This is a genomic window from Pseudomonas sp. B26(2017) (assembly GCF_002113045.1).
Lineage (GTDB): Bacteria > Pseudomonadota > Gammaproteobacteria > Pseudomonadales > Pseudomonadaceae > Aquipseudomonas.
The window spans coordinates 23,840-50,149 of record NZ_NEJJ01000008.1 but is presented as its reverse complement, the minus strand read 5'-3'; the positions used below and the strand labels follow the sequence as shown (position 1 = coordinate 50,149).

24 protein-coding genes are annotated in these 26,310 nt (G+C 61.4%); 16 read left to right on the top strand and 8 right to left on the bottom strand.

From position 1 onward, the window contains the following. Nucleotides 1-24 precede the first annotated feature (24 nt). The 3 genes from CAF79_RS13470 (at nucleotide 25) to CAF79_RS13460 (ending at nucleotide 3,141) form a co-directional block, all read left to right on the top strand. Complete coding sequence (locus CAF79_RS13470) at nucleotides 25-1,380, top strand: nucleobase:cation symporter-2 family protein (protein ID WP_085698165.1); 1,356 nt, start codon at nucleotides 25-27, stop codon at nucleotides 1,378-1,380. A 12-nt stretch (nucleotides 1,381-1,392) separates the two neighbouring features. Further along, nucleotides 1,393-2,781: an amidohydrolase family protein gene (locus CAF79_RS13465; protein WP_085698164.1), complete on the top strand. Its 1,389-nt coding sequence runs from the start codon at nucleotides 1,393-1,395 to the stop codon at nucleotides 2,779-2,781. Between the two features lie 150 nt (nucleotides 2,782-2,931). Continuing rightward, nucleotides 2,932-3,141 (top strand): hypothetical protein, encoded by a 210-nt coding sequence (locus CAF79_RS13460; RefSeq protein ID WP_085698163.1) that lies wholly within the window; start codon nucleotides 2,932-2,934, stop codon nucleotides 3,139-3,141. A gap of 93 nt (nucleotides 3,142-3,234) precedes the next feature. On the opposite strand, the gene CAF79_RS13455 is transcribed toward CAF79_RS13460, so the two are convergent. Beyond that, a complete protein-coding gene (locus CAF79_RS13455; protein WP_085698162.1) occupies nucleotides 3,235-4,518 on the bottom strand; it encodes a Zn-dependent hydrolase in 1,284 nt (427 codons plus the stop codon). 155 nt (nucleotides 4,519-4,673) lie between these two features. Next, nucleotides 4,674-6,158 (bottom strand): NCS1 family nucleobase:cation symporter-1, encoded by a 1,485-nt coding sequence (locus CAF79_RS13445; RefSeq protein WP_085698160.1) that lies wholly within the window; start codon nucleotides 6,156-6,158, stop codon nucleotides 4,674-4,676. 621 nt (nucleotides 6,159-6,779) lie between these two features. Here CAF79_RS13445 and hydA point away from each other — a divergent pair. The 3 genes from hydA to preA all read left to right on the top strand — a co-directional run bounded on the left by hydA (nucleotide 6,780) and on the right by preA (nucleotide 10,976). Continuing rightward, nucleotides 6,780-8,219 carry a dihydropyrimidinase gene (gene hydA / locus CAF79_RS13440; RefSeq protein ID WP_085698159.1) on the top strand — a complete coding sequence of 480 codons (1,440 nt, stop codon included), beginning with the start codon at nucleotides 6,780-6,782 and terminating at the stop codon, nucleotides 8,217-8,219. 114 nt (nucleotides 8,220-8,333) lie between these two features. Next, nucleotides 8,334-9,701 carry an NAD(P)-dependent oxidoreductase gene (locus CAF79_RS13435; protein WP_085698158.1) on the top strand — a complete coding sequence of 456 codons (1,368 nt, stop codon included), beginning with the start codon at nucleotides 8,334-8,336 and terminating at the stop codon, nucleotides 9,699-9,701. Then, nucleotides 9,702-10,976 carry an NAD-dependent dihydropyrimidine dehydrogenase subunit PreA gene (preA, locus tag CAF79_RS13430; protein WP_085698157.1) on the top strand — a complete coding sequence of 425 codons (1,275 nt, stop codon included), beginning with the start codon at nucleotides 9,702-9,704 and terminating at the stop codon, nucleotides 10,974-10,976. Between the two features lie 128 nt (nucleotides 10,977-11,104). On the opposite strand, the gene CAF79_RS13425 is transcribed toward preA, so the two are convergent. Continuing rightward, the gene (locus CAF79_RS13425) at nucleotides 11,105-11,725 is read right to left on the bottom strand and encodes a TetR/AcrR family transcriptional regulator (RefSeq protein ID WP_007952885.1); all 621 of its coding nucleotides are present in this window, start codon (nucleotides 11,723-11,725) and stop codon (nucleotides 11,105-11,107) included. Between the two features lie 147 nt (nucleotides 11,726-11,872). Between CAF79_RS13425 and CAF79_RS13420 the strand changes: the two genes are divergently transcribed. From CAF79_RS13420 to copD, 3 genes are read left to right on the top strand one after another with little or no spacing between them, the layout of a single operon-like run. Beyond that, a complete protein-coding gene (locus CAF79_RS13420) occupies nucleotides 11,873-12,307 on the top strand; it encodes a GNAT family N-acetyltransferase (protein ID WP_085698156.1) in 435 nt (144 codons plus the stop codon). 47 nt (nucleotides 12,308-12,354) lie between these two features. Beyond that, nucleotides 12,355-12,717, top strand: a complete 363-nt coding sequence (gene copC / locus CAF79_RS13415) for a copper homeostasis periplasmic binding protein CopC (RefSeq protein WP_085698155.1) — start codon at nucleotides 12,355-12,357, stop codon at nucleotides 12,715-12,717. Between the two features lie 3 nt (nucleotides 12,718-12,720). Next, complete coding sequence (gene copD / locus CAF79_RS13410) at nucleotides 12,721-13,578, top strand: copper homeostasis membrane protein CopD (protein ID WP_085698154.1); 858 nt, start codon at nucleotides 12,721-12,723, stop codon at nucleotides 13,576-13,578. Nucleotides 13,579-13,580: 2 nt separating this feature from the next. On the opposite strand, the gene CAF79_RS13405 is transcribed toward copD, so the two are convergent. Together CAF79_RS13405 and CAF79_RS13400 are read right to left on the bottom strand one after the other, a co-directional pair. Beyond that, nucleotides 13,581-14,723: an HlyD family secretion protein gene (locus CAF79_RS13405; RefSeq protein WP_085698153.1), complete on the bottom strand. Its 1,143-nt coding sequence runs from the start codon at nucleotides 14,721-14,723 to the stop codon at nucleotides 13,581-13,583. Further along, entirely contained in the window at nucleotides 14,720-16,375 is a 1,656-nt protein-coding gene (locus CAF79_RS13400; protein WP_085687569.1) for an MFS transporter, read from the bottom strand. Before CAF79_RS13400 ends, CAF79_RS13405 begins: the two co-directional genes overlap by 4 nt. A gap of 200 nt (nucleotides 16,376-16,575) precedes the next feature. On the opposite strand from CAF79_RS13400, the gene CAF79_RS13395 reads away from it, so the two are divergent. The 7 genes from CAF79_RS13395 (at nucleotide 16,576) to CAF79_RS13365 (ending at nucleotide 23,821) form a co-directional block, all read left to right on the top strand. Continuing rightward, nucleotides 16,576-17,526 (top strand): polysaccharide deacetylase family protein, encoded by a 951-nt coding sequence (locus CAF79_RS13395; protein ID WP_085698152.1) that lies wholly within the window; start codon nucleotides 16,576-16,578, stop codon nucleotides 17,524-17,526. 172 nt (nucleotides 17,527-17,698) lie between these two features. Beyond that, on the top strand, nucleotides 17,699-18,994 hold the full coding sequence (locus CAF79_RS13390; RefSeq protein WP_085698151.1) for an OprD family porin: 1,296 nt from the start codon (nucleotides 17,699-17,701) through the stop codon (nucleotides 18,992-18,994). A 149-nt stretch (nucleotides 18,995-19,143) separates the two neighbouring features. Beyond that, nucleotides 19,144-19,968 carry an NAD(P)-dependent oxidoreductase gene (locus CAF79_RS13385; protein WP_085698150.1) on the top strand — a complete coding sequence of 275 codons (825 nt, stop codon included), beginning with the start codon at nucleotides 19,144-19,146 and terminating at the stop codon, nucleotides 19,966-19,968. Between the two features lie 41 nt (nucleotides 19,969-20,009). Beyond that, complete coding sequence (locus CAF79_RS13380; protein WP_085698149.1) at nucleotides 20,010-20,903, top strand: SMP-30/gluconolactonase/LRE family protein; 894 nt, start codon at nucleotides 20,010-20,012, stop codon at nucleotides 20,901-20,903. 59 nt (nucleotides 20,904-20,962) lie between these two features. After that, entirely contained in the window at nucleotides 20,963-21,934 is a 972-nt protein-coding gene (locus tag CAF79_RS13375) for a TRAP transporter substrate-binding protein (protein ID WP_085698148.1), read from the top strand. A 79-nt stretch (nucleotides 21,935-22,013) separates the two neighbouring features. After that, nucleotides 22,014-22,541 (top strand): TRAP transporter small permease, encoded by a 528-nt coding sequence (locus CAF79_RS13370; protein WP_085698147.1) that lies wholly within the window; start codon nucleotides 22,014-22,016, stop codon nucleotides 22,539-22,541. Beyond that, on the top strand, nucleotides 22,541-23,821 hold the full coding sequence (locus tag CAF79_RS13365; RefSeq protein ID WP_085687555.1) for a TRAP transporter large permease: 1,281 nt from the start codon (nucleotides 22,541-22,543) through the stop codon (nucleotides 23,819-23,821). Before CAF79_RS13370 ends, CAF79_RS13365 begins: the two co-directional genes overlap by 1 nt. Nucleotides 23,822-23,869: 48 nt before the next feature. On the opposite strand, the gene CAF79_RS13360 is transcribed toward CAF79_RS13365, so the two are convergent. The 3 genes from CAF79_RS13360 to CAF79_RS13350 are packed head-to-tail and all read right to left on the bottom strand — an operon-like array spanning nucleotide 23,870 to nucleotide 26,301. Further along, the gene (locus CAF79_RS13360) at nucleotides 23,870-24,670 is read right to left on the bottom strand and encodes a sulfite exporter TauE/SafE family protein (RefSeq protein WP_085698146.1); all 801 of its coding nucleotides are present in this window, start codon (nucleotides 24,668-24,670) and stop codon (nucleotides 23,870-23,872) included. A gap of 9 nt (nucleotides 24,671-24,679) precedes the next feature. After that, nucleotides 24,680-25,924: an FAD/NAD(P)-binding oxidoreductase gene (locus CAF79_RS13355; protein ID WP_085698145.1), complete on the bottom strand. Its 1,245-nt coding sequence runs from the start codon at nucleotides 25,922-25,924 to the stop codon at nucleotides 24,680-24,682. 38 nt (nucleotides 25,925-25,962) lie between these two features. Next, nucleotides 25,963-26,301 (bottom strand): helix-turn-helix transcriptional regulator, encoded by a 339-nt coding sequence (locus CAF79_RS13350; RefSeq protein ID WP_007952897.1) that lies wholly within the window; start codon nucleotides 26,299-26,301, stop codon nucleotides 25,963-25,965. Nucleotides 26,302-26,310 lie beyond the last annotated feature (9 nt).

Genomic DNA, 26,310 nt, shown 5'->3' with positions numbered 1-26,310 from the left:
AACAACAGCTAGAGGTGATTCCCCATGTCGTCAGCCAGTTCCTCCTCCACCGTCCACCCTGTCGACCGCGTCTTGCCGGTGCGACAGATGCTCACCCTCGGCCTGCAGCACATGGCCGTCTCGTACATTGGCGCCATCGCCGTGCCGTTGATTGTCGCCAGTGCCCTGAAGATGTCCCACGCCGACACGGTGATACTGATCAGCACCACGCTGTTCTGCTCGGGCATCGCCACGCTGTTGCAGACCGTCGGTTTCTGGAAGTTCGGCGTGCGCCTGCCGATCCTGCAAGGCGTGGCGTTCAGCAGCGTCGGCCCGGTAATCGCCATCGGCAGCAACCCGGAAGTGGGATTTGCCGGGGTCTGCGGGGCGGTGATCGGTGCGGGGATTTTCACCCTGCTGATGGCGCCGTTCGTGGGTCGCTTGCGACGCTTCTTTCCGCCGGTGGTGACTGGATGCATCGTCACAGTGATCGGCTTGCAACTGTTCCCGATTGCCTATGAATGGGTCGGCGGCGGGCGCAACGCGAGCAATTTCGGCGCGCCGGCGTTTCTCGCCGTGGCCGTGGTGGTGCTGCTGACCATCCTGCTGGTCAACCGTTATGGCAGCCCGTTGCTGCGCAACATGGCGGTGCTGGTGGGGATGTTGGTGGGCGCCGGTCTGGCTTACGGTCTGGGGATGGGCAACTTTCACAGCGTCGAAGACGCACCGTGGCTGACCGTGCCCTACCCGTTCTATTTCGGCCTGCCGACCTTCAGCCTGATACCCATCGCCACCATGGTCGTCGTGATGATCGTGCAGATGGTCGAGTCCATGGGGCTGTTTGTAGCCATCGGCGACATCGTCGACAAACCGGTAGACGACAGACAAGTAATCAACGGCCTGCGCGCCAATGGCCTGGCCAGCACCATCGCCGGGATGTTCGCCGCGTTCCCGTTCATCGCCTTCATGGAAAACGTCGGGCTGGTGATCCTGACCGGTGTACGCAGCCGCTGGGTGGTGGCGATCAGCGGTTTGCTGATGTGCTCGATTGCACTGGTGCCGAAAGCCGGGGCGATTATCGCCTCGATGCCGACCGCTGCGCTGGGTGGTGCCGGCATCGCCATGTTCGGCGTGGTCGCGGCGGCCGGCATCCAGACCCTGGCCAAAGTCGACTACGAGAGCAATCGCTACAACGTGCTGATCGTCGGTTTCACCATCGCCGCCGCTCTGGTGCCAGTGCTCGCCCCGACCCTGTTCAAACAACTGCCCGAGTGGTCACAGCCGTTCCTGCACAGCAGCGTGGTCATCGCCTGCCTGGTGTCGGTGCTGCTCAACGCGGCGCTCAACGGCGTCAGCGTGCCAGAAACCACACCCGGCAAATCCGCCTCGCATATCCTCTGACTGGAGCTGCCCATGACTCAACTTCAAAACATCCTGATCAAGCAACCGGTCGCGGTGATGAGCGGCCTGCGCGGCCCCCGCGCACGGGCCGGCGCCCTGGACATCCGCGTGGTCAATGGCCGGATCGCGGAAATGGCCGCCAACCTCGAGCCGCAACCTGGTGAACGAGTGATCGACGCGCGTAATTCGTTGGTCTATCCGGGCTGGATCAACACCCACCATCACCTGTTCCAGAACCTGCTCAAAGCCGTGCCCGAAGGCTTGAATCAGGACCTGCAAGGCTGGCTGGCGAGCGTGCCTTATCCGCGCCTGAACCGCTTCACTCCGCAACTGGCGCGGATCGCCGCACGGCTGGGGATGGTCGAGTTGCTGCTGTCTGGCGTCACCACCTGCGCCGATCACCACTACCTCTACCACGCCCACGGCAGCACCGAGACCGGCGACTTGCTGTTCGACCTCGCCGAAGAGTTCGGCCTGCGTTTCGTGCTCTGCCGTGGCGGCGCACTGGAGTCCGCGAGCGCGCATCCGGGTTTCTCGAAAACCGCGCTGCAACCGGAATCCCTGGAGCAAATGGTCGGTGATATCGAACGGCTGAAATCACGCTACCACCAGGACACCCCGGATGCTCTGCGCCGGGTGGTCGTGGCGCCAACCACGCCGACCTTCTCGCTGCCGCCAACCCTGCTGCGCGAACTGGCGCATACCGCGCGAGGCATGGGACTGCGTCTGCACACGCACCTGTCGGAAACCCAGAACTACGTGAATTTCTGCCGCGACAAGTACAACTGCCTGCCGGTGGAATTCGTCGCCGAACACGAATGGCTCGGCCCGGACGTCTGGTTCGCCCACGCTGTACACCTGCAACCGGGGGAAATCCGCATGCTTGCCCAGACCGGCACCGGTGTCTCCCACTGCCCGGTGAGCAACGCACGGCTGGGCAGCGGCGTTGCGCCGATTCCGCAAATGTACGAGGCCGGCGTGCCGATCTCCCTCGGAGTCGACGGCGTCGCCTCCAACGAATCCGGGAGCATGGTCGGCGAAGCCAACACCGCATGGCTGATCCACCGCGCCGAGCAAGGCGCCTCGGCCACCACCGCCGAAGACGTGATCCACTGGGGCACGGCCGGCGGCGCACAAGTGCTCGGCCTCGGCGCGGTCGGTTCGCTGGAGGTTGGTCAAGCGGCTGATCTGGTGATCTACAGCCTCGACCATCCGCGCTTCTACGGTTTCCACGACAGCGCCGTCGCACCAGTCGTCGCGGGTGAGCCAATCGCTGTGAAATACAGCCTGGTGGGTGGGCGAATCGTCGTCGATAACGGCGTGATTCCGGGGCTGGATATCGAACGGATGCGGGCCGAGGCCTGGGAGGGTGTGCAGGCGATGATGAAGGCCGATGATTGATGCATGACCAATGGGAGCGGCGGTGCGACGATTCGCCTCGTCAGCTCCCACCGGCGGCATTAGCGCCCTGCGATTTTGTCGACTAAAGTCAGTACCTCATCGGATTGAGCCACTGCCAGCGACACCGGGCTCTTGATCAAGGAGAGACTGATGACATCCAACCGCCTCATCGAACAGACCTATCGCACCTGGTCCAGCCCCATCCTGCTGGAGCTGAAAAAGCGCGAACACGAGATGGCGCCGGCCGAACGTCAGGCGCTTGAGAATGTGCTGGTGGAAAGACGATTGCTGGACGTTGGCAATCCGAATGGCAGTAACCGTCGCAGAGGTTCGGCAAACAACAACCAAAGGCCCGGGTAATCGTGTACCGAATCTGTGGGAGCAAAATCGCTCCCACAGGTAAAACCTTGCCTGGCTATTGAATGTTGTGCCGATTCATCCAGCGCACTGTGTTTACACCGCCCGTTGTCCTTTTGCCACCGCCGCCGAAGCCGCCAGCATCGCCCGCAACAACACCGCACAACCGGCTGCCAGATCATCCGGCGCGGCGTTTTCGATTTCGTTGTGGCTGATGCCGCCTTCGCACGGCACGAAGATCATCCCGGCCGGACCGAGTTCGGCGAGGAAAATCGCGTCGTGGCCGGCGCCGCTGACGATGTCCATGTGCGACAGGCCCAGCCCCTTGGCTGCGCCGCGCACGGCTTCGACGCAACCTTTTTCGAAATAAAGCGGCGGGAAGTCGGCGGTCGGGGTCAGTTCATAGGTCAGGCCGTGTTCTTCGCAGGTGGTTTCGATGACTTGCTTGACCTCGGCGATCATCGAGTCGAGGCGCGCCGGTTCAAGATGCCGGAAGTCGAGGGTCATGCGCACTTCGCCGGGAATCACGTTGCGAGAGCCGGGATAGGCTTGCAGGCAACCGACCGTGCCGCAGGCGTGGGGTTGATGGCCGAGGGCCGCGCGATTGACCGCGCCGACGATGACCGAGGCGCCGACCAGAGCATCCTTGCGCAGGTGCATCGGGGTCGGACCGGCGTGGGCTTCGACGCCGCGCAGTTTCAGGTCGAACCACTTCTGCCCCAGTGCGCCGAGCACTACGCCGATGGTTTTTTGTTCATCCTCAAGGATCGGACCTTGCTCGATGTGCGCCTCGAAATAGGCACCGACCTTGTGTCCGCTGACCTTGCGTGACCCGGCGTAGCCAATGGCGTTCAGCGCTTCGCCGACCGTAACGCCGTCGGCATCGACTTTGGCCAGGGTTTCTTCGAGGGTGAATTTTTCCGCGAACACCCCGGAGCCCATCATGCACGGGGCGAAACGCGAGCCTTCTTCGTTGGTCCAGACCACCACTTCCAGCGGCGCCTCGGTTTCCACGCCAAGGTCGTTGAGGGTGCGCAACACTTCGACCCCCGCCAGCACGCCGAAGCAACCGTCGAACTTGCCGCCGGTGGGCTGGGTGTCGATGTGACTGCCGGTCATCACCGGCGGCAGGTTCGGATTGCGACCGGGCCGACGGGCGAAGATGTTGCCGACTTCATCGATCGTGACGCTGCAACCGGCGTCCTTGCACCACTGCACGAACAAGTCGCGGGCCTGACGGTCGAGGTCGGTCAGGGCCAGGCGACAGACCCCGCCCTTGACCGTGGCGCCGAGCTTCGCCAGCTCCATGAGCGACGCCCACAGGCGATCGCGGTTGATGTGCTGATGGGTCGATTGCAGAACGTCTACGGCTGCGTTCATGGGGATCTCCTCAGGCAGTTTTCTTATCGATAGTTCCCACGTCCAGGCGTCGAACCGTTTGCGTGGGAATTCATCCATGGACGCTCTGCGTCCGCTTTGGGGACGCAGAGCGTCCCGGGCTGCATTCCCACGCAGAGCGTGGGAACGATCATCTGCTATACCGGTGATTTCACTACCGAAGGCGTCGTACGCATCGCGCACAACCCGTAATAGATCAACCCGCCCAGCGCCGAGCCGGTGAACCAGCCGTAGCTGTAGAACCAGCTGAATGCGCTGCTGCCCAGCGACAGCAGGGTCAGCGCCACCGGCACGCCGAACGCGATGAACCCGGACCAGTTCCACGCCGGGTACACGTCGTCGCGATACAGGCCGGCCAGGTCCAGTTGCTGTTTCTTGATCAGGAAATAGTCGACCACCATGATCCCGGCAATCGGCCCGAGCAGGCTGGAATAGCCCAGCAGCCAGTTCGAATACACGGTTTCCAGGCTGACATCGGAGACGATCAGACCCAGCTTTTTCAGCAGTTCATGCCCCATCAACGCGAGCCCGACGAACCCGGTGAGGATCACCGCTTTTGTGCGGTTGATCACCTTGGGCGCAATGTTCTGGAAGTCGTTGGTCGGCGAAACGATATTGGCGGCGGTGTTGGTCGACAGCGTGGCGATGATGATCAGCGCCATGGCTACCGCGACCCACACCGGGCTCTGGATATGGCCGATCAGAGTCACCGGATCGGAAACGCTGACGCCCACCAGTTTCACCGATGCCGCAGTCATCACCACGCCCAGCGCGGCGAACAGGAACATGGTCAGCGGCAGGCCGAAAATCTGCCCGAGGATCTGATCCTTCTGGCTGCGGGCATAGCGGCTGAAATCGGGAATGTTCAACGACAATGTGGCCCAGAAACCGACCATCGCCGTCAGTCCCGCAGCGAAGTAACTGACCACGCTCGCGCCTTCGGGACGCTTCGGCGGAATCGCCAGCAGTTCAGTCATCGACACATTCGGCATGGCCCACACCAGCAACCCGATACCGACCGCCACCAGCAGCGGCGCCGACAGGGTTTCCAGCCACTTGATCGACTCGGCGCCACGGATCACCACCCAGAGGTTCAGCGTCCAGAAGATCATGAAACCGATCACCTCCCCCGTCCCGCCGAGGGATTTCCAGCCCTCGAACACCGAGCCGAGAAACAGATGAATCGCCAGCCCGCCGAACATGGTCTGGATGCCGAACCAGCCGCAGGCCACCAGCGCGCGGATCAGGCACGGCACGTTGGAACCGAGGATCCCGAACGACGAGCGCAGCAGCACCGGAAACGGAATGCCGTATTTGGTGCCGGGAAACGCATTCAGCGTCAGCGGGATGAGGACGATGATGTTGGCGAACAGAATCGCCAGCAGCGCCTCGCCGACGGTCAAACCGAAATAGGCGGTGAGCACGCCGCCCAAAGTGTAGGTCGGCACGCAGATCGACATGCCGACCCACAGCGCGGTGATGTGCCATTTGTTCCAGGTTCGTTCGCGCACCCTGGTCGGTGCCATGTCGTGGTTGTAACGGGGACTGTCGAGGACGTCGCTGCCGGCTTCGAGTTCGAACAAGCCGTCGCGCTCGGTAACTTGCGATCTGTTCTGTTGCATGGCCGCTCCACTGTTCTTCTGATTATTTTTTGCTCATCAGGCGGCTGCACACGCGGGTGCGAGCCGGACGATGGCCGGAGGAACTGACAACTTTCATGCACCGGCCATGGTGTCAGCGGCGGCATCAATAAACGTGCCGGGGGAACCGCCTGGCGCCAGGGCCGTGCTTTCTATTTCCTGCAACTTACTGATGTTTAACAGTTTTAATTATTCACCGGGTGAGGCCGCGAAAACTTGACTGAACACTCAGGCCAAATGCCAGGCAAGTTGTCCGAACTGTCAGGACTCAATCTGGTGCACTGCAATATTTTTCTTCAGAACGCATCACCCGCAGCTCAACTTCAAGCGGCTGATTTCACATAGGAAATCTTGCTCATATTTCCAACCTGTCAAGTGCGTCAAAATGGTGAAGCGCCTCACCATTTTGGTGATTTTTCATTTTTATCGTTATTTTTCAGCAAGTTAAAACATACATAAGCTTATAAAAAATAATCTTGATCAATTGCAGAACTGCGACTAGCGTCTATTCCTGACAGCGCTGACAAGATTACGCATTTCACGCTGCAAACAATAAAACATCTAGAACCGGCACAAGTCGGTCATGCCTGCGAGGAACTCGGAATGTCTCTGTTGATCCGTGGCGCCACCGTTGTTACCCATGATGAAAGTTACCGCGCCGATGTCTATTGCGCTGACGGCGTGATCAAAGCCATTGGTGAAAACCTGGATATTCCCGCCGGCGCCGAAGTGCTCGATGGCAGCGGTCAATTCCTGATGCCCGGCGGCATCGATCCGCACACCCACATGCAACTCCCGTTCATGGGCACCGTGGCCAGCGAAGACTTCTACAGCGGCACTGCCGCAGGACTGGCCGGTGGCACCACCTCAATCATCGATTTCGTGATTCCCAATCCGCAGCAATCGCTGCTCGAAGCGTTTCACCAGTGGCGTGGCTGGGCGGAAAAGTCCGCGTCCGACTACGGCTTCCACGTCGCGATCACTTGGTGGAGCGAGCAGGTCCGCGAGGAAATGGCCGAGCTGGTCAGCCATCACGGGATCAACAGCTTCAAGCATTTCATGGCTTACAAGAACGCGATCATGGCCGCCGACGACACGCTGGTGGCGAGCTTCGAGCGTTGTCTGGAACTCGGCGCGGTGCCGACCGTGCATGCGGAAAACGGCGAGCTGGTCTATCACCTGCAACGCAAGTTGATGGCCCAGGGCATCACCGGGCCGGAAGCGCACCCACTGTCACGTCCGTCGCAGGTTGAAGGCGAAGCCGCGAGCCGCGCGATCCGAATTGCTGAAACCATCGGCACGCCGCTGTACCTGGTGCACGTCTCGACCAAAGAAGCCCTCGACGAAATCACCTATGCCCGCAGCAAGGGTCAACCGGTCTACGGCGAAGTGCTGGCCGGGCACCTGCTGCTGGACGACAGCGTCTACCAGCACCCGGACTGGCAGACCGCCGCCGGTTACGTGATGAGCCCGCCGTTCCGCCCGCGCGGGCATCAGGATGCGCTTTGGCAGGGTTTGCAGAGCGGCAATCTGCACACCACCGCCACCGACCATTGCTGTTTCTGCGCCGAGCAGAAAGCCGCCGGCCGCGACGATTTCAGCAAGATCCCCAACGGTACCGCAGGCATCGAAGACCGCATGGCGGTGTTGTGGGATGAAGGGGTGAACACCGGGCGGTTGTCGATGCAGGACTTCGTCGCCCTCACCTCCACCCACACCGCCAAGATCTTCAACCTCTACCCGCGCAAAGGCGCGATCCGCGTCGGCGCCGATGCCGACCTGGTGCTGTGGGATCCGCAAGGCACCCGCACCATCTCCGCCAAGACCCACCATCAGCAGGTGGACTTCAACATCTTCGAAGGCAAGACCGTAACAGGCGTGCCGAGCCATACCGTCAGCCAGGGGAAAGTGGTCTGGGCCGATGGCGACCTGCGCGCCGAGCGCGGGGCGGGCCGGTATATCGAGCGTCCGGCGTATCCGGCGGTGTTTGGTTTGCTGAGCAAGCGGGCTGAGTTGCATAGGCCTGTGGCCGTCAAGCGCTGATTCCCTGATTGCCGATGATCGTTCCCACGCTCTGCGTGGGAACGATCAAACACAACACACAAAACCACTGCCCGACAGAGGCAGAAAACCTCAAATAACCGTGAGGCAAAAACCGTGATCGAGACCCTGAACCATCTCCCGCATCCGCACGAAAGTGCGGCCGCCCTCGCCGGCCATTTCAGCGATCTGGCGCCGCCGCTCAACGACCGTCAGGCGCATCTGGAAGCCTCGCGCTGCCTGTATTGCTACGACGCACCATGCGTGAATGCGTGCCCGAGCGAAATCGACATCCCGTCGTTCATCCGCAATATCCATCAGGACAACGTGCAGGGTGCGGCGCAGAAAATCCTCTCGGCAAACATCCTCGGCGGCAGTTGCGCCCGGGTCTGCCCGACCGAAATCCTCTGCCAGCAAGCCTGCGTGCGCAACAATGCTCACGAGTGCGCGCCGGTGCTGATCGGCCTGCTGCAACGCTACGCCGTGGACAACGCGCACTTCACCGAGCACCCGTTCCAGCGCGCCGCCGCCACCGGCAAACGCATCGCCGTGGTCGGTGCCGGCCCGGCGGGTTTGTCCTGCGCGCATCGCAGCGCCATGCACGGGCATGATGTGGTGATTTTCGAAGCCAGGGAGAAGGCCGGCGGCCTCAACGAATACGGGATCGCCAAGTACAAACTGGTCGACGACTACGCACAGAAGGAGCTGGATTTCCTCCTGCAAATCGGCGGCATCGAAATCCGCCATGGCCAGAAACTCGGTGAAAACCTGACCTTGAGCGAACTGCATCAGCAATTCGACGCGGTGTTCCTCGGCCTTGGCCTCAACGCCAGCAAGCAACTCGGCCTGGCCCACGAAGACGCCCCCGGCCTGCTCGCCGCCACCGACTACATCCGCGAGCTGCGCCAGGCCGATGACCTGTCGCAACTGCCGCTGGCCGAACACTGCATTGTCCTCGGCGCCGGCAACACCGCCATCGACATGGCCGTGCAAATGGCCCGTCTCGGTGCGCGCGACGTCAATCTGGTCTATCGCCGTGGCGCGGCGGACATGGGCGCCACCGGCCATGAGCAGGACATCGCCAAGGCCAATCAGGTGCGGTTGCTGACCTGGGCGCAACCGGACGAAGTGCTGCTCGATGCTCAAGGCAAGGTGCGCGGTATGCGCTTCGCCCGCACCCATCTGGTGGAAGGTCGCCTGCAAACCACCGGCGAGACTTTCGAACTGGCCGCCGATGCCATCTTCAAAGCCATCGGTCAGGCTTTCGACGGCAGCGCCCTCGCCGACCCGCTGGCCCGTGAGCTGAAACGTCAGGGAGAACGGATTCAGGTCGATGAAAACCTGCGCACCAGCATTCCCGGTGTGTACGCCGGCGGCGACTGCACCAGCCTCGATCAGGACCTGACCGTGCAAGCGGTGCAACACGGCAAACGCGCTGCCGAGGCGATCAACGCTCAACTGATGCTCAACGTGGAGGCTGCGTAAATGGCCGATCTCTCGATTGTCTTCGCCGGAATCAAAGCCCCCAATCCGTTCTGGCTGGCCTCCGCGCCGCCGACCGACAAGGCCTACAACGTGGTGCGCGCCTTCGAGGCCGGCTGGGGCGGCGTGGTCTGGAAAACCCTGGGTGAAGACCCGGCGGCGGTCAACGTGTCCTCGCGCTACTCGGCGCATTACGGCAACAACCGCGAAGTGCTGGGTATCAACAACATCGAACTGATCACCGACCGCTCGCTGGAGATCAACCTGCGGGAAATCACCCAGGTGAAAAAGGACTGGCCGGATCGCGCGCTGATCGTGTCGCTGATGGTGCCCTGCGTCGAAGAGTCGTGGAAACACATCCTGCCGCTGGTGGAAGCCACCGGCGCCGATGGCATCGAGCTGAATTTCGGTTGCCCCCATGGCATGCCCGAACGCGGGATGGGCGCGGCGGTCGGTCAGGTGCCGGAGTACGTCGAGCAGGTCACGCGCTGGTGCAAGACCTATTGCTCGCTGCCGGTGATCGTCAAACTGACGCCAAACATCACCGACATCCGCGTCGCCGCCCGCGCCGCACACCGAGGTGGTGCCGATGCGGTGTCGCTGATCAACACCATCAACTCGATTACCAGCGTCGATCTGGAACACATGGTCGCCCTGCCCACCGTCGGCAGCAAAAGCACCCACGGCGGTTATTGCGGCTCGGCGGTCAAACCGATCGCGCTGAACATGGTCGCGGAAATCGCCCGTGATCCGCAGACCCAGGGCTTGCCGATCTGCGGCATCGGCGGCATTGGCAGCTGGCGTGATGCAGCGGAGTTCATCGCCTTGGGCAGCGGCGCGGTGCAGGTGTGCACGGCGGCGATGCTGCATGGTTTCCGGATTGTCGATGAAATGAAGGATGGCTTGTCGCGGTGGATGGACAGTCAGGGTTACGCCAGCATCGCCGAGTTCTCCGGGCGTGCGGTGGGCAACACGACTGATTGGAAGTACCTGGACATCAACTATCAGGTCATCGCGAAGATCGACCAGGAGGCGTGCATCGGTTGCGGGCGTTGCCACATTGCCTGCGAGGACACGTCACATCAGGCGATCAGCAGTCTGAAACAGGCCGATGGCACGCATAAATATGAAGTCATCGATGATGAGTGTGTGGGGTGCAATCTGTGCCAGATCACCTGCCCGGTGGCGAACTGCATCGAGATGGTGCCGATGGAGACGGGCAAACCGTTTCTGGACTGGAATCATGATCCGAGGAACCCGTATCACGTCAGCCCTTGAATGATCGTTCCCACGCTGGAAGATCGTTCCCACGCTCCGCGTGGGAATGCAGCCCGGGACGCTCTGCGTCCCACTGGAACGCGGAGCGTCCCTTGAGGCATTCCCACGCAGAGCGTGGGAACGATCAGTTACGGCTCCAATCCAATCCCCCGCAAAATCACGCTGGTCACCGTCTGTACCGCCCGCTCGAACTGCATGTCCGACAACGGCTGATGCTCATTCAGGATATTCACCTGATGATCAAAGTCGGCATAGTGCTGGGTCGACGCCCAGATCATGTACAGCAGGCTCGACGGTTCCACCGGTAGAATCCGCTTGTCCTCGACCCACTGCCGGATCTTCGCCTCTTTCATCTTTGCCCAGTCATACAGGCTCACATCCAGCGCCTCGCCAAGGGTCGGGGCGCCGTGAATGATTTCGTTGGCCCAGACTTTCGAGCCGTAGGGCCGGCTGCGCGAGTGGTTCATCTTGGCGCGGATGTAGCTGCTGAGCACCACGCGCGGATCGTCGAACATCTCGAAGCACAGCGCGTCCTGCTTCCACACTTCCAGCAGGTCGAACAGCACGGCGCTGTACAACTCGCTCTTGGTTGAAAAGTAGTAATGCAGGTTGGATCGCGGCAGCTGTACTTCAGCAGCGATGTCCGCCATGGCGGTGCCACCGAAACCTTTTTCGGCGAAGACTTTTTCCGCTGCCAGCAGAATCTTGTCGACGTTGGTGCGGCGGATTTCGATCTTGTGATTGCCCATGAGGGCTCCCTGAAGACAACGTTGTTGAAGACTAGCATCCGCTCTGGGCAAGGGGCGACAGCCGAGAACGATTCTTCACACACTTGGGCTTTTTTCTGGTTTAGGATCGCCCTCCTTCTTCCCGTCAGACACTGAAGGATCCTGTCCATGACCATTCGAAAGCGCATCGCTGCGGATGATCCGCAACTCGCCGCGCTATGGGAGCGCTCGGTCCGCGCCACCCACGATTTCCTCCCGGAAGACGACATCCACCGGCTGTTCCCGCTGGTGCGTGACACCTACCTGCCAGCCCTGGACGTGCAGGTTTTCGAGAACCCCGACCACTCCCCGGCAGGCTTCATCGCCACCGACGACGACACCGTGCAGATGCTGTTCATCGACCCGGCTCAGCGTGGTCAGGGGATCGGCCGGCGCTTGCTCGACCATGTCCGCCGCCCGCTGCTGAAGGTCGATGTCAACGAACAGAACCCGCAGGCCCACGGCTTCTACCAGCACTACGGATTCGAAGACATCGGCCGCTCGGCACTCGACGGCGAAGGCCGGCCGTTTCCGGTCATTCACATGCGCCTGAAAGCCTTGTGATCCAGGTTCTATACTCAGCCCGCCATTTCACTGAAGGGAATCTTTCCATGTCGATGAAAAACCTGTTCACCGCTGGCGCGCTGCTGGCTTCGCTGATTGTCACTTCTCAGGCTTTCGCCCACGCCCATCTGAAAAGTCAGACCCCGGCCGCCGACAGCACCGTCGCGGCACCGGCGGATCTGCGTCTGGTGTTTTCCGAAGGCGTCGAAGCCAGCTTCACCAAAGTCACCGTGACCCACGACGGCAAGCCGGTGGCGGTCAAACCGCTGACCACCGAAGGCGACAAGAAAACCCTGATCGTCACCCCCGAAGCACCGCTGACCGCGGGCGAATACAAGGTCGAATGGCACGCGGTGTCGGTCGACACGCACAAGAGCGAAGGCGCCTATCAGTTCAAGGTTGGCCAGTAATTCATGAGTGAAGCGCTGGTGCTGTGCCGGTTCCTGCATTTCATCGTGGTGTTGATGCTGTTCGGGGCTTGGCTGTTCAGGCCGCTGCTGCTCAAGGGTGAAGCGCCGGCACTGGACCGGCATCTGGCGCGGCTGGCTCGTTGGCTGGTGGCGATCGCGCTGGTTAGCGGCGTTGGCTGGGCGTTGCTGATTACCGCCAGCATGGCCGGTTCGGCGGCTGCGGCGTTTGATCCGGCCACTGTCGAGCTGGTCCTCGGTCATACATTTTTCGGCCAGGTCTGGCGCTGGCATCTGTTGGTCAATGCCTTGCTGCTGGCGGTGCTGTTTACGCCGTGGCGTTCGAACCGGCCGTTGCCGCTGGGCCTGAGTGCGCTGCTGCTGATGACGCTGGCACCGGTCGGACACGGGGCGATGCTCGACGGTTTCAGCGGCCAGATGTTGATCCTCAATCAAGTGATCCATCTGACCTGCGTCGGCGCCTGGCTCGGCGGGCTGTTGATGCTGGTGATGATCCTGCGCCAGTCCGGCGAAACGGTGCGCTACGTCTTGCAGCGCTTCAGCGGGGTCGGCTACGTGTTGGTTGCCGGTCTGCTGATCACCGGTTTGATCAATGTGCGCGTCCTCACCGGCCAGTGGTGGCCGACGCCGCTGTTCTCGGGATTTGCCCTGATCCTGCTGATCAAAGCCTTGCTGGTGCTCGGGATGTTGGGGCTGGCGCTGTTCAACCGCTTGCGCATCCTTGACTGCGAACAGCGGATCGACACCCTCAAGCGCAGCGTCATGCTCGAATGGCTGCTGGGGATCGGCGCCGTGGCGGCGGTTTCGGTGCTTGGCACCCTGCCGCCGATGATCGCCGCCTGAGGTCAGTGTTTCTGGGTGTCGCCCGCCGCCGTGTCAATGCTGACCACCACCGACATCCCCGGCCGCAAGCGTTCGCTCTCCTGCTGATCCGGATCGATGGTGATGCGCACCGGCACCCGCTGGGCGATTTTCACGAAGTTGCCGGTGGCGTTATCGGCCTGCAACAACGCGAATTCGGAACCGGTGCCCGGCGAGATGTGCTGCACGTGGCCGGTGAATTTGCGGTGGTTCAGCGCATCGACGGTGAAGCTCACCGGTTGCCCGACCCGCACGTTATCCATCTGGGTTTCCTTCATGTTGGCGATCACCCATTTTTGATCCGGCACCAGCGCCATCAACTGCGCCCCGGAGTTGACGTAAGCGCCCAGACGCACGCCAATCTGCCCGAGCTGACCGTCACGCGGAGCGATGATCCGCGTGTTGGACAAGTCGATCCGCGCCAGTTGCACCGCCGCTTCGGCACTGGCCACCGCCGCTTCCAGAGAGCCGCGATTGACGATCACCGTTTGCAGATCCTGCCGGGCGATTTCCAGATTGGCCTTGGCCTGCGCCAGCGCCGCAATGCTCTGCGCGTTGGCGGCCAGCGCCACGTCCATCTCGCGCCTGGACACGGAGCCGTCATTGACCAACGCCTTGTTGCGCCGCAGATCCGCCTCGCTTTTACGCAGCTGCGCCTCGCTATCGGCCACCACCGCCTGCCGCAGCTTGATCGTGGCTTCGGCGCTGTTGCGCTGCTGCACCACGTTGGCCAGCGAGGCCTTTTGCACCGCCAGCTGCGCCAGCGACTGATCCAGACGCTGCTGATAGATCCGGTCATCGAGGCGCACCAGCAAATCGCCCGCCTTCACAAACTGGAAGTCCTGCACCGGCACCTCGAACACGTAACCACTGAGCTGCGGCCCGATGATCGTCACCTGCCCGCGCACCAGGGCGTTTTCGGTGGTCTCGACCGCGCTGCTGAACGGCGGCAACTGCCAGGCATACAGCACGATCAACACACCGACGATGGCAATCGCGGCGAAGCCCAGCGACGAGATGATCCGCACCCGCAACGAGCGCGGCTCGGTGTTCGGTGATGACGGTGGCGCCACGCCTTCAGGGGTGGCGGCGATGGCATTGGTGGTCGTGGTAGTCGGTTCGGTCATGAAGAAGTGGCACCGCTGGAAGGTACGGAAGGTGTCGGGGCGACGGTTCTGGTGGTGCTGATCAGCCACAGCGCACGGATGGAAATCCAGATCATGGTCAGAATCGCGATCACCGCGATCAGCATGAACACATCGTTATAGGCCAGCACGTTGGCTTCGCGGGTGGCCGCGTTGGCCAGGCTGCGAATGCCTTGCAGGTTGCGCAGGCTTGGGTCGGCAATCACGGAACCGACCGCCGAACCGCCGCTCTGAACCCGGGCGGCGACGCGCGGGTCGGACATTACCAGTTGCTCGACGATGTGGCTGGAATGAAATTTCTCGCGCACGATCTGGAACGTCCCCAGCAACGCTGCGCCGATCAGGCCACCGAGGTTGTTGCAGATCCCGAACAACACCGAAAAACTCACAAGGTTGCGCGGATTGGTCAGCACGTTGCGCGTACCCAGCACCATGGTCGGGCCGAGGAAGAACGTACTGCCGAACGCCAGCAGGAACTGGCTGAAATACAGGTTGCCGGGGCGGGTCAGGTTGTTCGATGAGCTGTCCATGATCGAGCCGGTGGCCATCAACGCCAGCGAGACGATCAGCGGCATCAGCAGGTGTTTCGGGTCGATGGTCAGCGCGCTGGTCAACAGCCCCGCGACGCTGCCGATCAGCATCACCACGTACAGGCTATGAAGCTGCTGGCTGCTCATGTTCAGGTTTTGCATGAAGCCCACGGCGCCGGTGGACTGCTCCGAGATAACCATGCGAATCAGGATCACCGCCAGCGCCAGGCGGATCATCACCCCACTGCCGAGCCAGCGGGTCATCAACATCGGGTTGCTGCGGTTATGTTCGATCGCCAGCCCCGCGAGAATCAGGACAATTGAAGCGGCCAGGGCGATGCCGATCCAGTCGGCTTCCAGCCACCAGTCGATCCTGCCCAGGGACAACACGGCACACAGCAGCGCCACGCCACTGGCAAGGATCGCGAAGGTGAGGAAATCGAGAGGCTCGAAGGTCTTGAACCGGTCACCCGGCGGCAGCTTGAGCATCAACACGCAACCCAGCGACAGCAGCGCCATGCCCAATTCGAACAGGTACAGACCACGCCATTCGGCGATCTGCAACAGATCCTCGGAAAACAGTCGTGCCAGCGGCAAAGCCAGTTGCGAAGTGCCAAGCCCCAGCACCAGCGCCTTCATCCGCCATTTGGCCGGGAACGCCTGCACCATGTAATACAGGCCCAGCGAACTGAGCGCCGCACCGACCATGCCGTGGGCCGCACGCACAGCGACCGCCGAATTCAGGTCATTGACGAACAGATGGCCGAAGGTCACCAGCGCGTACAGCACCAGAAACACCTCGGTGAACGCCCGCAAACCGAACTGCTGGCGAAACTTCACCAGCAGCAGGTTCATCGATACGTTGGTCATCACATACGCCGCCGGCAGCCAGGCCATCTCCGCCGTGGTCGCCCCGAGCGCGCCTTGCAGATAAGGCAGGTTGGCGACCACCAGCGAATTGCCCAACCCGCCGGTCAATGCCACCAGCAACCCGACCAGCGCATAGGCCAGGCGCTTGGGGTTGGAGTGCAGCGGCGTCGAAGGGGAACCGGGCAGACTGGGCTTCTCGTGCGGCTGCCAGTTGCGCGGGGCGTATTGATCCATTGAAAGGCCTTGTCTGGTAGTCGCTTAAGTGTGCCGCAAATCCTGGCCAAACACCTATCCACTGTGGGAGCTCGCTGCCACGAAGGGATTTTGGGTGGATTCGTAAATTCTGTTTAAAAGACATCTCGCCCGCAGCCGATTTTTCCCAAGCGTAGCGGATGCCAACCTTGCAGCACTTCTCAACCTGCAAGGTGCCCGATATGACCACTCCCCGCTCGCAACGCTCCCCCCGTCTGCTGAAAAACCTGCTGGCCGCCGCGCTGTTGTTGCCCGCCCTCGCCTTCGCTCAGGAACGCCCATGGCCGGATGGCTCGCAACTGGTGATTTCGGTGTCGATGCAATTCGAAACCGGCGGCCAGCCCGAAGGCGCTGAAAGTCCGTTCTCCGGTACACCACTGCCGAAAGGCTACCCGGATCTGCCGGCCCAGACCTGGTTCGATTACGGCTACAAGGAAGGTCTGTGGCGCATGCTCGATCTGTGGGATCGCACCGGTATCAAAGTCACTTCCCACGTGGTCGGCGAAGCGGCGCTCAAGCACCCGGAACTGGCCAAGGCGATCGCCGAGCGCGGTCATGAGCTGGCGGCCCACGGCATGCGCTGGGCCGATTCGTACAACATGAATTACGCCCAGGAAAAACAATTCATCGGCGACGGTGCCGCGGCGGTGGAAAAAATCACCGGCCAGCGCTCGGTCGGCTACAACGCCAACTGGCTACGGCGCAGCCCCAATACGCTGAAGGTGTTGCAGGACCTGAACTTCACCTATCACATCGACGATGTCAGCCGTGACGAGCCGTTCGTGACGATGGTTCGCGGGCGCAAATTCGCCGTAGTGCCGTACACCCTGCGCAACAACGACATCGTGCTGGTCGAAGGTCGGCACTTCTCCGCCGAGCAGTTCTACCAGCAACTGGTGCTGGAATTCGATCACCTCTACGCCGAAGGCGCGAGCAAGCGGCGGATGATGTCGGTGAGTCTGCACGACCGGATCGGCGGCACGCCGGCGATGGTCGAGGCCATGGAGCGTTTTATCCGGTACGCCCAATCGCATCCGAAGGTGAGTTTCATGCGTAAGGATCAGATCGCGCAAATCGTGCTGACCGAAAAAAACCCACTGATCGATAACACTGAAGCGCTCTACAACCAGTAAAAACGGTCGAAAGCAGCCCTCTTCACAGCGTTTGGAGGGCTGCCCGCTCACGCAAAGTCATCGTACAACGCCCTGTTGACATTTCCGGAAAACCTCGCAAATATCCGCAACCATGTTGTACGACGACGTATAACAAATAATAAAAACAACAAACGAAACAGGGAGCGTCACAGTGAGCACACTCGTCCGCAATTCCGTCCGCACGTCCCGTTTTTCTGTCCCCCGCCCGCGTTCCACCCTGAGTTTGATCGGCTGCAGCGGTCTGGCCCTCATCTTGCCGATGAGCGCCGATGCCGAGGGCTTCATCGAAGACAGCAAAGCCACGCTGAACCTGCGTAACGCCTACTTCAATCGCAATTTCGTCAACCCGGACTATCCGCAAGGCAAGGCTGAAGAGTGGACACAGAACTTCATTCTCGACGCCAAATCCGGCTTCACGCAGGGCACTGTCGGCTTTGGCCTGGATGTACTGGGGCTGTACTCGCAGAAACTCGATGGCGGCAAAGGTACCGGAGGTACGCAGTTATTGCCGATCCACGATGATGGCCGCCCGGCGGACAATTTCGGGCGCCTGGGCGTGGCGCTCAAGGCCAAAGTGTCGAAGACCGAATTGAAGGTCGGTGAATGGATGCCGGTGCTGCCCATCCTGCGCTCGGACGATGGCCGCTCCCTGCCGCAGACCTTTCGCGGTGGCCAGGTCACGTCTACCGAAATCAATGGCTTGACCCTTTACGGCGGCCAGTTCCGCGGCAACAGTCCGCGCAACGATGCAAGCATGGAAGACATGTCGATGAACGGCCGAGGCGCATTTACCTCCGACCGCTTCAACTTCGGCGGCGGCGAATACACCTTCAACGACAAACGCACGCTTGTCGGTGTGTGGTACGCCGAACTCAGCGACATCTACCAGCAGCAGTATTTCAACCTCAGCCACAGCCAGCCCCTGGGCGACTGGACACTGGGCGCCAACCTCGGCTTTTTCACCGGCAAGGAAGACGGCAGCGCTCAGGCCGGCGATCTCGACAACAAAACCGCGTTCGCCCTGCTTTCGGCCAGGTACGGCGGCAACACGTTCTACATAGGCCTGCAAAAGCTCAGTGGCGACGATGCCTGGATGCGCGTCAACGGCACCAGTGGCGGCACTCTGGCCAACGACAGCTACAACGCCAGTTACGACAACGCGAAGGAGCGCTCCTGGCAGATTCGCCACGACTACAACTTCGTTGTTCTCGGCGTCCCCGGGCTGACGTTGATGAACCGCTACATCAGCGGTGACAACGTGCACACCGGCACCATCACCGATGGCAAGGAATGGGGTCGCGAGTCGGAACTGGCCTACACCGTTCAGAGCGGTCCGCTGAAGAATCTCAACGTCAAATGGCGCAACGCGACGATTCGCCGGGACTTCAGCACCAATGAATTCGATGAGAACCGGATCTTCATCAGTTACCCGATTTCGTTGTTGTAAACAGCGGCATGGCGTGAACGGAGAGTGCATCCGCCTTCTGTCACTTACACCGAAAGTCGCGTTGACAAGTTCCGGAAACCCTACCGATACTTCAGCGCAGTCATACGACAACCTACAACAACCCTAATAACAACGCGTAAGGGATTGCCATGACGCCCACCTCCACCGCCCCAACTCCGTTCAATCGCCTGCTGCTGACCGGCGCCGCCGGTGGCCTGGGCAAAGTCTTGCGTGAACGCCTGCGCCCGTATGCCAACGTGCTGCGCCTGTCGGACATCGCCGCCCTCGCCCCGGCCATCGATGACCGGGAAGAAATCGTGCTCTGCGACCTCGCCGACAAAACCGCCGTGCATCAACTGGTCGAAGGCGTGGATGCGATCCTGCATTTCGGTGGCGTTTCAGTGGAGCGCCCCTTCGAAGAAATCCTCGGTGCCAATATCTGTGGCGTGTTCCACCTCTATGAAGCGGCACGCCGCCACGGCGTCAAACGGGTGATCTTCGCCAGCTCCAACCATGTCATCGGCTTTTACAAACAGGATGAGCGCCTCGACGCCAGCTCTGCTCGCCGTCCCGACGGCTATTACGGTCTGTCCAAGTCCTACGGCGAAGACATGGCCAGTTTCTACTTCGATCGCTATGGCATCGAAACCGTCAGCATCCGCATCGGCTCGTCGTTTCCCGAACCGCAGAACCGCCGAATGATGCACACCTGGCTGAGCTTCGATGACCTCACCCAATTGCTGGAACGTTCGCTGTACACCCCCGACGTCGGCCACACCGTGGTCTATGGCATGTCCGCCAACAAGGAGGTGTGGTGGGACAACCGCTTCGCCAGCCACCTCGGTTTCGCGGCCAAAGACACGTCTGAAGTGTTTCGCGAAAAAGTCGAGGCGCAGCCGATGCCCGCCAACGATGACCCGGCGCGGATCTATCAGGGCGGAGCCTTCGTTGCGGCCGGCCCTTTTGGCGACTGACCGGCGCGATTGACGTCTCCAATAAAACCAAGGGAATGAGTATGCAAGCCGAAATGATCGTCGACACCCGCAACGCGGTGGGTGAAAGCCCGGTGTGGGTGCCGCAGGAAAATGCGCTCTACTGGGTCGATATCCCCAACGGTGGACTGCAACGCTGGAGCGCCGACACGGGCCACGTCCACGCTTGGAAGGCTCCCGAAATGCTCGCCTGCATCGCGCGACACAGCAGGGGCGGCTGGGTGGCCGGCATGGAGAGCGGGTTCTTCCACTTGCAGCCGCACGGCGATGGCAGCCTCGACAGCGACCTGCTCGCTCCGGTCGAGCACAGCCGCCAGGACATGCGCCTGAACGACGGCCGCTGCGACCGGCAGGGCCGGTTCTGGGCCGGCAGCATGGTGCTGAACATGGGCCTGAATCTGCCCGAGGGCCGGCTCTATCGCTACGCTGCCGGTCAGACGGGCGTGATCGAAGCGCAGCTTGATGGCTTCATCGTGCCCAATGGTCTGGGCTTCAGCCCGGATGGCAAAACCCTGTACCTGTCGGATTCGCACCCGAGCGTGCAACTGATCTGGGCTTTCGATTACGACACCGAGACAGGCACCCCCTCCAATCGACGGGTGTTCGTGGACATGCATCATTATTACGGCCGCCCTGACGGCGCGGCGGTGGATGCCGAGGGTTGTTACTGGATCTGCGCCAACGACGTCGGCCTGATCCACCGGTTCACCCCCGAAGGTCGCCTCGACCGCTCGCTGCAGGTGCCGGTGAAAAAACCCACCATGTGCGCCTTTGGCGGAAGCCGGATGGATACCTTGTTCGTGACCTCGATCCGCCCCGGCGACGACCAGGATCCACACTCCCTGGCCGGCGGGGTGTTCGCCCTCAACCCCGGCGTCAAAGGCTTGCCGGAGCCAATCTTCGATGACCTGCTGTAACCGCCCCCGCTGCATCGCTGTGCCTTGAACACAAAAACAACAAGACTGGAGAACCCCTCATGGACTTCAAACGCACGTTGCTCGCCGCCGCCCTGCCCCTCGCGCTCACCTTCGGCAGCGCGGCCCAGGCACTGGAAATCAAATTCGCCGACATCCACCCCGCCGGTTATCCGACCGTGGTCGCCGAAGAACAATTGGGCAAGACCCTGGTCGCCGAAAGTGACGGCAAGCTGACCTTCAAGATGTTCCCTGGCGGCGTACTCGGCTCGGAAAAGGAAGTGGTCGAACAGGCCCAGGTCGGTGCCATCCAGATGGCCCGCGTCAGCCTCGGCATCGTCGGCCCGGTGGTACCGGACGTAAACGTGTTCAATATGCCGTTCGTGTTCCGTGACCAGGCGCACATGCGCAAGATCATCGACGGTGAAATCGGTGACGAGATCCTCGACAAGATCACTCAATCGGAATTCAACCTCGTCGCCCTGGCGTGGATGGACGGCGGCACGCGCAACATCTACACCAAGAAACCGTTGCGCAGCCTGGCAGACCTCAAGGGCATGAAAATCCGCGTGCAGGGCAATCCGATGTTCATCGAAACCATCAATGCCATGGGCGGCAACGGGATCGCCATGGACACCGGCGAAATCTTCAGTGCCCTGCAGACCGGCGTCATCGATGGCGCGGAAAACAATCCACCCACCCTGCTCGAACACAACCACTACCAGAACGCCAAGTTTTACAGCCTGACCGGGCACCTGATCCTGCCCGAGCCCATCGTGATGTCAAAAATCACCTGGGACAGACTCACCCCCGATCAGCAGACGCTGGTGAAGAAAGCCGCCAAGGCTGCGCAGGCTCAGGAGCGCACGCTGTGGGACGCCAAGTCCGTCAGCAGTGAGGAAAAACTCAAGGCGGCCGGCGTAGAGTTCATCACCGTCGACAAGAAACCCTTCTACGAGGCCACCGCCTCGATCCGCGAGAAATACGGCGCCCCCTACGCCGACCTGATCAAGCGCATCGAAGCCGTTCAGTAACCCTCCCAGCCCTCTGCAAAAGGCCCGGCAGCGCTGACGTCGCCTGATGTCCGCGCGTGCCCGGTTACGGTGGAACCCGATGAAGAATTTGCTGCTGCGCATCAATGACCGGATCTACATGGCCTGCATCTGGGTCGCCGGTCTGTCGGTGCTGACCATTGCTCTGATCATCCCCTGGGGCGTGTTCGCCCGTTACGTGCTCGGCACCGGCTCGAGCTGGCCGGAGCCTGCCGCCATCCTGCTGATGATGGTCTTCACGTTCATCGGCGCGGCCGCCAGCTACCGCGCCGGCGCACACATGGCGGTGGCGATGGTCACCGACCGCCTGCAACCGAATATGCGCCGAACCATGAGCATCGTTTCACAGGTACTCATGGGCACCATCTGCCTGTTCATGACGATCTGGGGCACGAAGTTGTGCCTGTCGACCTGGAACCAGTTCATGAGCGCCCTGCCGACGTTGCGGGTCGGCATCACCTACATGCCGATCCCGATTGGCGGTGCGCTGACGCTGATTTTCGTACTGGAAAAACTGTTGCTCGGCGATCAAAGCAACCGCCGCGTGGTGCGATTCGACCTGGTTGAAGAAAACGAAGGGGCTGCCTGATGGACGCATTGATTCTGCTGGGCAGTTTTATCGCACTGATCCTGATCGGCATGCCGGTTGCCTACGCGCTCGGGTTGTCGGCGCTGATCGGCGCTTGGTGGATCGACATTCCGTTCCAGGCCTTGATGATTCAGGTGGCGGGCGGGGTGAACAAATTCTCGCTGCTGGCGATTCCGTTCTTCGTGCTCGCCGGAGCGATCATGGCCGAGGGCGGCATGTCGCGGCGGCTGGTGGCGTTTGCCGGGGTCCTGGTGGGTTTCGTGCGTGGTGGCCTGTCGCTGGTCAACATCATGGCCTCGACCTTTTTCGGCGCGATTTCCGGCTCGTCGGTGGCCGACACCGCATCGGTGGGTTCGGTGCTGATCCCGGAAATGGAGCGCAAAGGCTACCCTCGGGAATTCTCTACAGCGGTCACCGTCAGCGGTTCGGTACAGGCTCTGCTGACCCCGCCCAGTCACAACTCGGTGCTCTACTCGCTGGCCGCCGGCGGCACCGTTTCCATTGCTTCGCTGTTCATGGCCGGCGTGGTGCCGGGCCTGCTGATGAGCGCGTGCCTGATGGTGTTGTGCCTGATTTTTGCGCGCAAACGCGAATACCCCAAGGGCGAAGTGATCCCGCTGCGCGAAGCCCTGAAAATTTGCGGCGAAGCGTTGTGGGGCCTGATGGCGATGGTGATCATTCTCGGCGGGATTCTGTCGGGGATCTTCACGGCCACCGAGTCGGCGGCCATTGCCGTGCTGTGGTCGTTTTTCGTCACCATGTTCATCTACCGCGACTACAAATGGAGTGAACTGCCGAAACTGATGCACCGCACGGTACGCACCATTTCCATCGTGATGATTCTGATCGGTTTCGCCGCCAGTTTCGGCTACATCATGACCCTGATGCAGATCCCGGCGAAGATCACCACGCTGTTCCTGACCCTGTCCGATAACCGCTACGTGATCCTGATGTGCATCAACGTCATGCTGCTGTTGCTCGGCACCGTGATGGACATGGCACCGCTGATTCTGATCCTCACACCGATCCTGATGCCGGTGATTCTCGGTATCGGCGTCGATCCGGTGCAGTTCGGCATGATCATGCTGGTCAACCTCGGTATCGGCCTGATAACACCGCCCGTGGGAGCGGTGCTGTTCGTGGGTTCGGCGGTGGGCAAGGTCAGTATCGAAAGCACGGTGAAGGCGCTGCTGCCGTTCTACGCCGTGCTGTTCCTGGTGCTGATGCTGGTGACCTACGTTCCGGCGCTGTCGCTGTGGTTACCGCACCTGGTGTTGTAACGCGATTGCTGTGGCGAGGGCGTTCGTTCCCTCGCCACAGGTTTTGTCTCACGCACGCAGCAACATGTAAGCGGCGACCACCAGACACACGCTGGCGAACCCCACCTGCAACGTCCTTGCCGGCACCCGCGCGCAGAGTTTGCGGCCGACAATCATGCCGACGATGCTGGCGACGATAAACGATGCGCCCAGATGATCGATCCGCACCCCGGCATGAAACGCGCCGACCACGCCGATGGCAGAAATCAGGCTGATGACCATCAGTGAAGTGGCGACGATACCGCGCATCTGTACATCCGTCAGTTGCTTGAACGCCGGCACGATCAGAAACCCGCCGCCAACCCCCAGCAACCCGGACACCACACCAGTGACCGCACCCAGTACCGCAAGGGTTGCGGTGCATTTGGCGGTCCAGTCGAAACGGCCGGTCTGCTCATTGAGCATGCAGTTTTTCTGGCCCCAACTGGCGTGACCATGGTCGCTCGGCCCCTCCTGCTGGCGTTCGCGGCGCAGCATGCGCCACGCCACCATCACCATCAGCAGGCTGAACAGGATCATCAGAACCTTTTCCGGCAACTGATGGGCGAAGTAGATGCCCACCAGAGAAAACACCGCGCCAAGCGCCGCAATCAGCAGCGCCGCGCGATAACGCACCAGACCATGACGCAACCCATCAATCGCGCCGACCGCCGCCGCGCTGCCCACCGCGAACAACGCCACCGGCGCTGCTTGCGTCATCGTCCAGCCAAGACCCAGCACCAGCGCCGGCACGGCGAGAATCCCGCCACCGGCTCCGGTCAGACCGAGGATCAACCCCATCACCACGCCAAACAGACTTGCCAGCAACATAGAGTGTTCTCAGTCGACCCTGGACAGACTCGTCAGCCATTCGCGCCCCTTGAGCATGCCGTTCCAGTAGAACCATGGCAGCAGCGTCGCCTTCAGCCACCACGCGGAACGGCGTGGCACCGTCGGGTCGAGGGGAAAGGTCGGCAGCAGTTTTCCGGCGTAGCCAAACTCGGCGAGGATCACCTTGCCCTTCTCCACCGTCAGCGGGCAGGAACCGTAGCCGTCGTACTTCAGCGGCAGCGCCAGTGCCTTGCGCAGGGCCAACAGGTTTTCCGCCACCACCACGACCTGCTTGCGCACTGCCGCCGCGGTTTTCGCATTGGTGGTGCCGCAGATATCGCCCAGGGCAAACACTTCGGGATAGCGCGGGTGTTGCAGTGTGTGCGGGTTGACCTCGCACCATCCGGCAGCGTCGGCCAACGGGCTCTGGGCGACGAAATCCGGCGAAACCTGCGGCGGGACGACGTGCAGCAGATCGAATGTTTTCGCCTGACGGGTGACGTTGCCGTCCGCGTCCTTGACCTCAAACCAGGCGGTTTTCGCTGGGCCGTCGACTTTTACCAGATTGGAATTGAACGCCAGCCGCGCGTTGTATTTTTCGATGTACTTCATCAGCGGCGGCACGAAGGTCGGGACGCCGAACAGCGCGGCGCCGGCAAGATTGAACTCGACGTCGACCTTGCCCAGCACATTGCGCTTGAGCCAGTGATCGCAGGACAAATAAAGCGCCTTTTGCGGCGCGCCGGCGCATTTGATCGGGATCGGCGGCTGGGTGAACAGGGCTTTGCCGCCGCGCAGCTTCTGCACCTGATCCCAGGTGTATTGCGCGTGCTGATAGCTGTAGTTGGAGGTGACGCCGTGCTGGCCGAGGCTTTCCTGCAGGCCTTCGATCTTCTCCCACGCCAGGCGCAGGCCGGGGCAGACGATCAGGTTCTGATAGGTGACAGTGCGTTGATCGTTAAGCGTGAGACGGCGCTGATCGGGATCGATGCCGGTCACCGCCGCCTGAATCCAAGTGGCCTGGCGCGGCATCACCTTGTTCATCGGTCGGGCGGTGTCTTTGGCGTCATAGGCGCCGCCGCCGACCAGCGTCCAGGCCGGCTGGTAGTAATGCTGGGTACTCGGCTCGATCACCGTGATGTTCAGCCCGGGATCGCGCTTGAGCAGGCTTGCGACAAAACCGATGCCGGCAGTGCCGCCGCCGATGACCACGATGTCCGCACTGATGGTTGGGCCCCAGTGTTGATCGTTCATTGTTTGTTCCTTATGGCTGCACGCAAGGATAGCCGGGTCTATTGCGCCCAGCTTTTGAGCACGGCTCCGCAGTAGAGTCCGGACAGGGTTTTCATCACCTGGATCACTTCGTGACTGGCGAGACCGTAAAAAATGTACTTGCCTTCACGACGGGTCGCGACCAGCCCTTCATCGCGCAGGATGCCCAGTTGCTGGGACAGGGTTGGCTGACGCACGCCGGTCATTTTCTCCAGCTCGCCAACGTTGCGCTCGCCCTGGGTCAACTGGCACAGGATCAACAGCCGATCCTCGTTGGCCAATGCCTTGAGCAGCGAACAGGCCTTGGAGGCCGAGGCGCGCAGTTGGGCGACTTCACATTCGGTCAGACTGGATTGCATTTGCAGGAT

What these genes read in the sequence shown, in the direction of transcription:
- CAF79_RS13400 (WP_085687569.1), bottom strand. Translation starts at nt 16,375, where the DNA reads ATGGATCAATACGCCCCGCGCAACTGGCAGCCGCACGAGAAGCCCAGT.
- CAF79_RS13445 (WP_085698160.1), bottom strand. Translation starts at nt 6,158, where the DNA reads ATGCAACAGAACAGATCGCAAGTTACCGAGCGCGACGGCTTGTTCGAA.
- preA (WP_085698157.1), top strand. Translation starts at nt 9,702, where the DNA reads ATGGCCGATCTCTCGATTGTCTTCGCCGGAATCAAAGCCCCCAATCCG.
- CAF79_RS13425 (WP_007952885.1), bottom strand. Translation starts at nt 11,725, where the DNA reads ATGGGCAATCACAAGATCGAAATCCGCCGCACCAACGTCGACAAGATT.
- CAF79_RS13355 (WP_085698145.1), bottom strand. Translation starts at nt 25,924, where the DNA reads ATGAACGATCAACACTGGGGCCCAACCATCAGTGCGGACATCGTGGTC.
- CAF79_RS13455 (WP_085698162.1), bottom strand. Translation starts at nt 4,518, where the DNA reads ATGAACGCAGCCGTAGACGTTCTGCAATCGACCCATCAGCACATCAAC.
- CAF79_RS13470 (WP_085698165.1), top strand. Translation starts at nt 25, where the DNA reads ATGTCGTCAGCCAGTTCCTCCTCCACCGTCCACCCTGTCGACCGCGTC.
- CAF79_RS13420 (WP_085698156.1), top strand. Translation starts at nt 11,873, where the DNA reads ATGACCATTCGAAAGCGCATCGCTGCGGATGATCCGCAACTCGCCGCG.
- CAF79_RS13375 (WP_085698148.1), top strand. Translation starts at nt 20,963, where the DNA reads ATGGACTTCAAACGCACGTTGCTCGCCGCCGCCCTGCCCCTCGCGCTC.
- CAF79_RS13385 (WP_085698150.1), top strand. Translation starts at nt 19,144, where the DNA reads ATGACGCCCACCTCCACCGCCCCAACTCCGTTCAATCGCCTGCTGCTG.
- CAF79_RS13350 (WP_007952897.1), bottom strand. Translation starts at nt 26,301, where the DNA reads ATGCAATCCAGTCTGACCGAATGTGAAGTCGCCCAACTGCGCGCCTCG.
- CAF79_RS13405 (WP_085698153.1), bottom strand. Translation starts at nt 14,723, where the DNA reads ATGACCGAACCGACTACCACGACCACCAATGCCATCGCCGCCACCCCT.
- CAF79_RS13365 (WP_085687555.1), top strand. Translation starts at nt 22,541, where the DNA reads ATGGACGCATTGATTCTGCTGGGCAGTTTTATCGCACTGATCCTGATC.
- CAF79_RS13370 (WP_085698147.1), top strand. Translation starts at nt 22,014, where the DNA reads ATGAAGAATTTGCTGCTGCGCATCAATGACCGGATCTACATGGCCTGC.
- CAF79_RS13380 (WP_085698149.1), top strand. Translation starts at nt 20,010, where the DNA reads ATGCAAGCCGAAATGATCGTCGACACCCGCAACGCGGTGGGTGAAAGC.
- hydA (WP_085698159.1), top strand. Translation starts at nt 6,780, where the DNA reads ATGTCTCTGTTGATCCGTGGCGCCACCGTTGTTACCCATGATGAAAGT.
- CAF79_RS13395 (WP_085698152.1), top strand. Translation starts at nt 16,576, where the DNA reads ATGACCACTCCCCGCTCGCAACGCTCCCCCCGTCTGCTGAAAAACCTG.
- CAF79_RS13360 (WP_085698146.1), bottom strand. Translation starts at nt 24,670, where the DNA reads ATGTTGCTGGCAAGTCTGTTTGGCGTGGTGATGGGGTTGATCCTCGGT.
- copD (WP_085698154.1), top strand. Translation starts at nt 12,721, where the DNA reads ATGAGTGAAGCGCTGGTGCTGTGCCGGTTCCTGCATTTCATCGTGGTG.
- CAF79_RS13460 (WP_085698163.1), top strand. Translation starts at nt 2,932, where the DNA reads ATGACATCCAACCGCCTCATCGAACAGACCTATCGCACCTGGTCCAGC.
- CAF79_RS13465 (WP_085698164.1), top strand. Translation starts at nt 1,393, where the DNA reads ATGACTCAACTTCAAAACATCCTGATCAAGCAACCGGTCGCGGTGATG.
- copC (WP_085698155.1), top strand. Translation starts at nt 12,355, where the DNA reads ATGTCGATGAAAAACCTGTTCACCGCTGGCGCGCTGCTGGCTTCGCTG.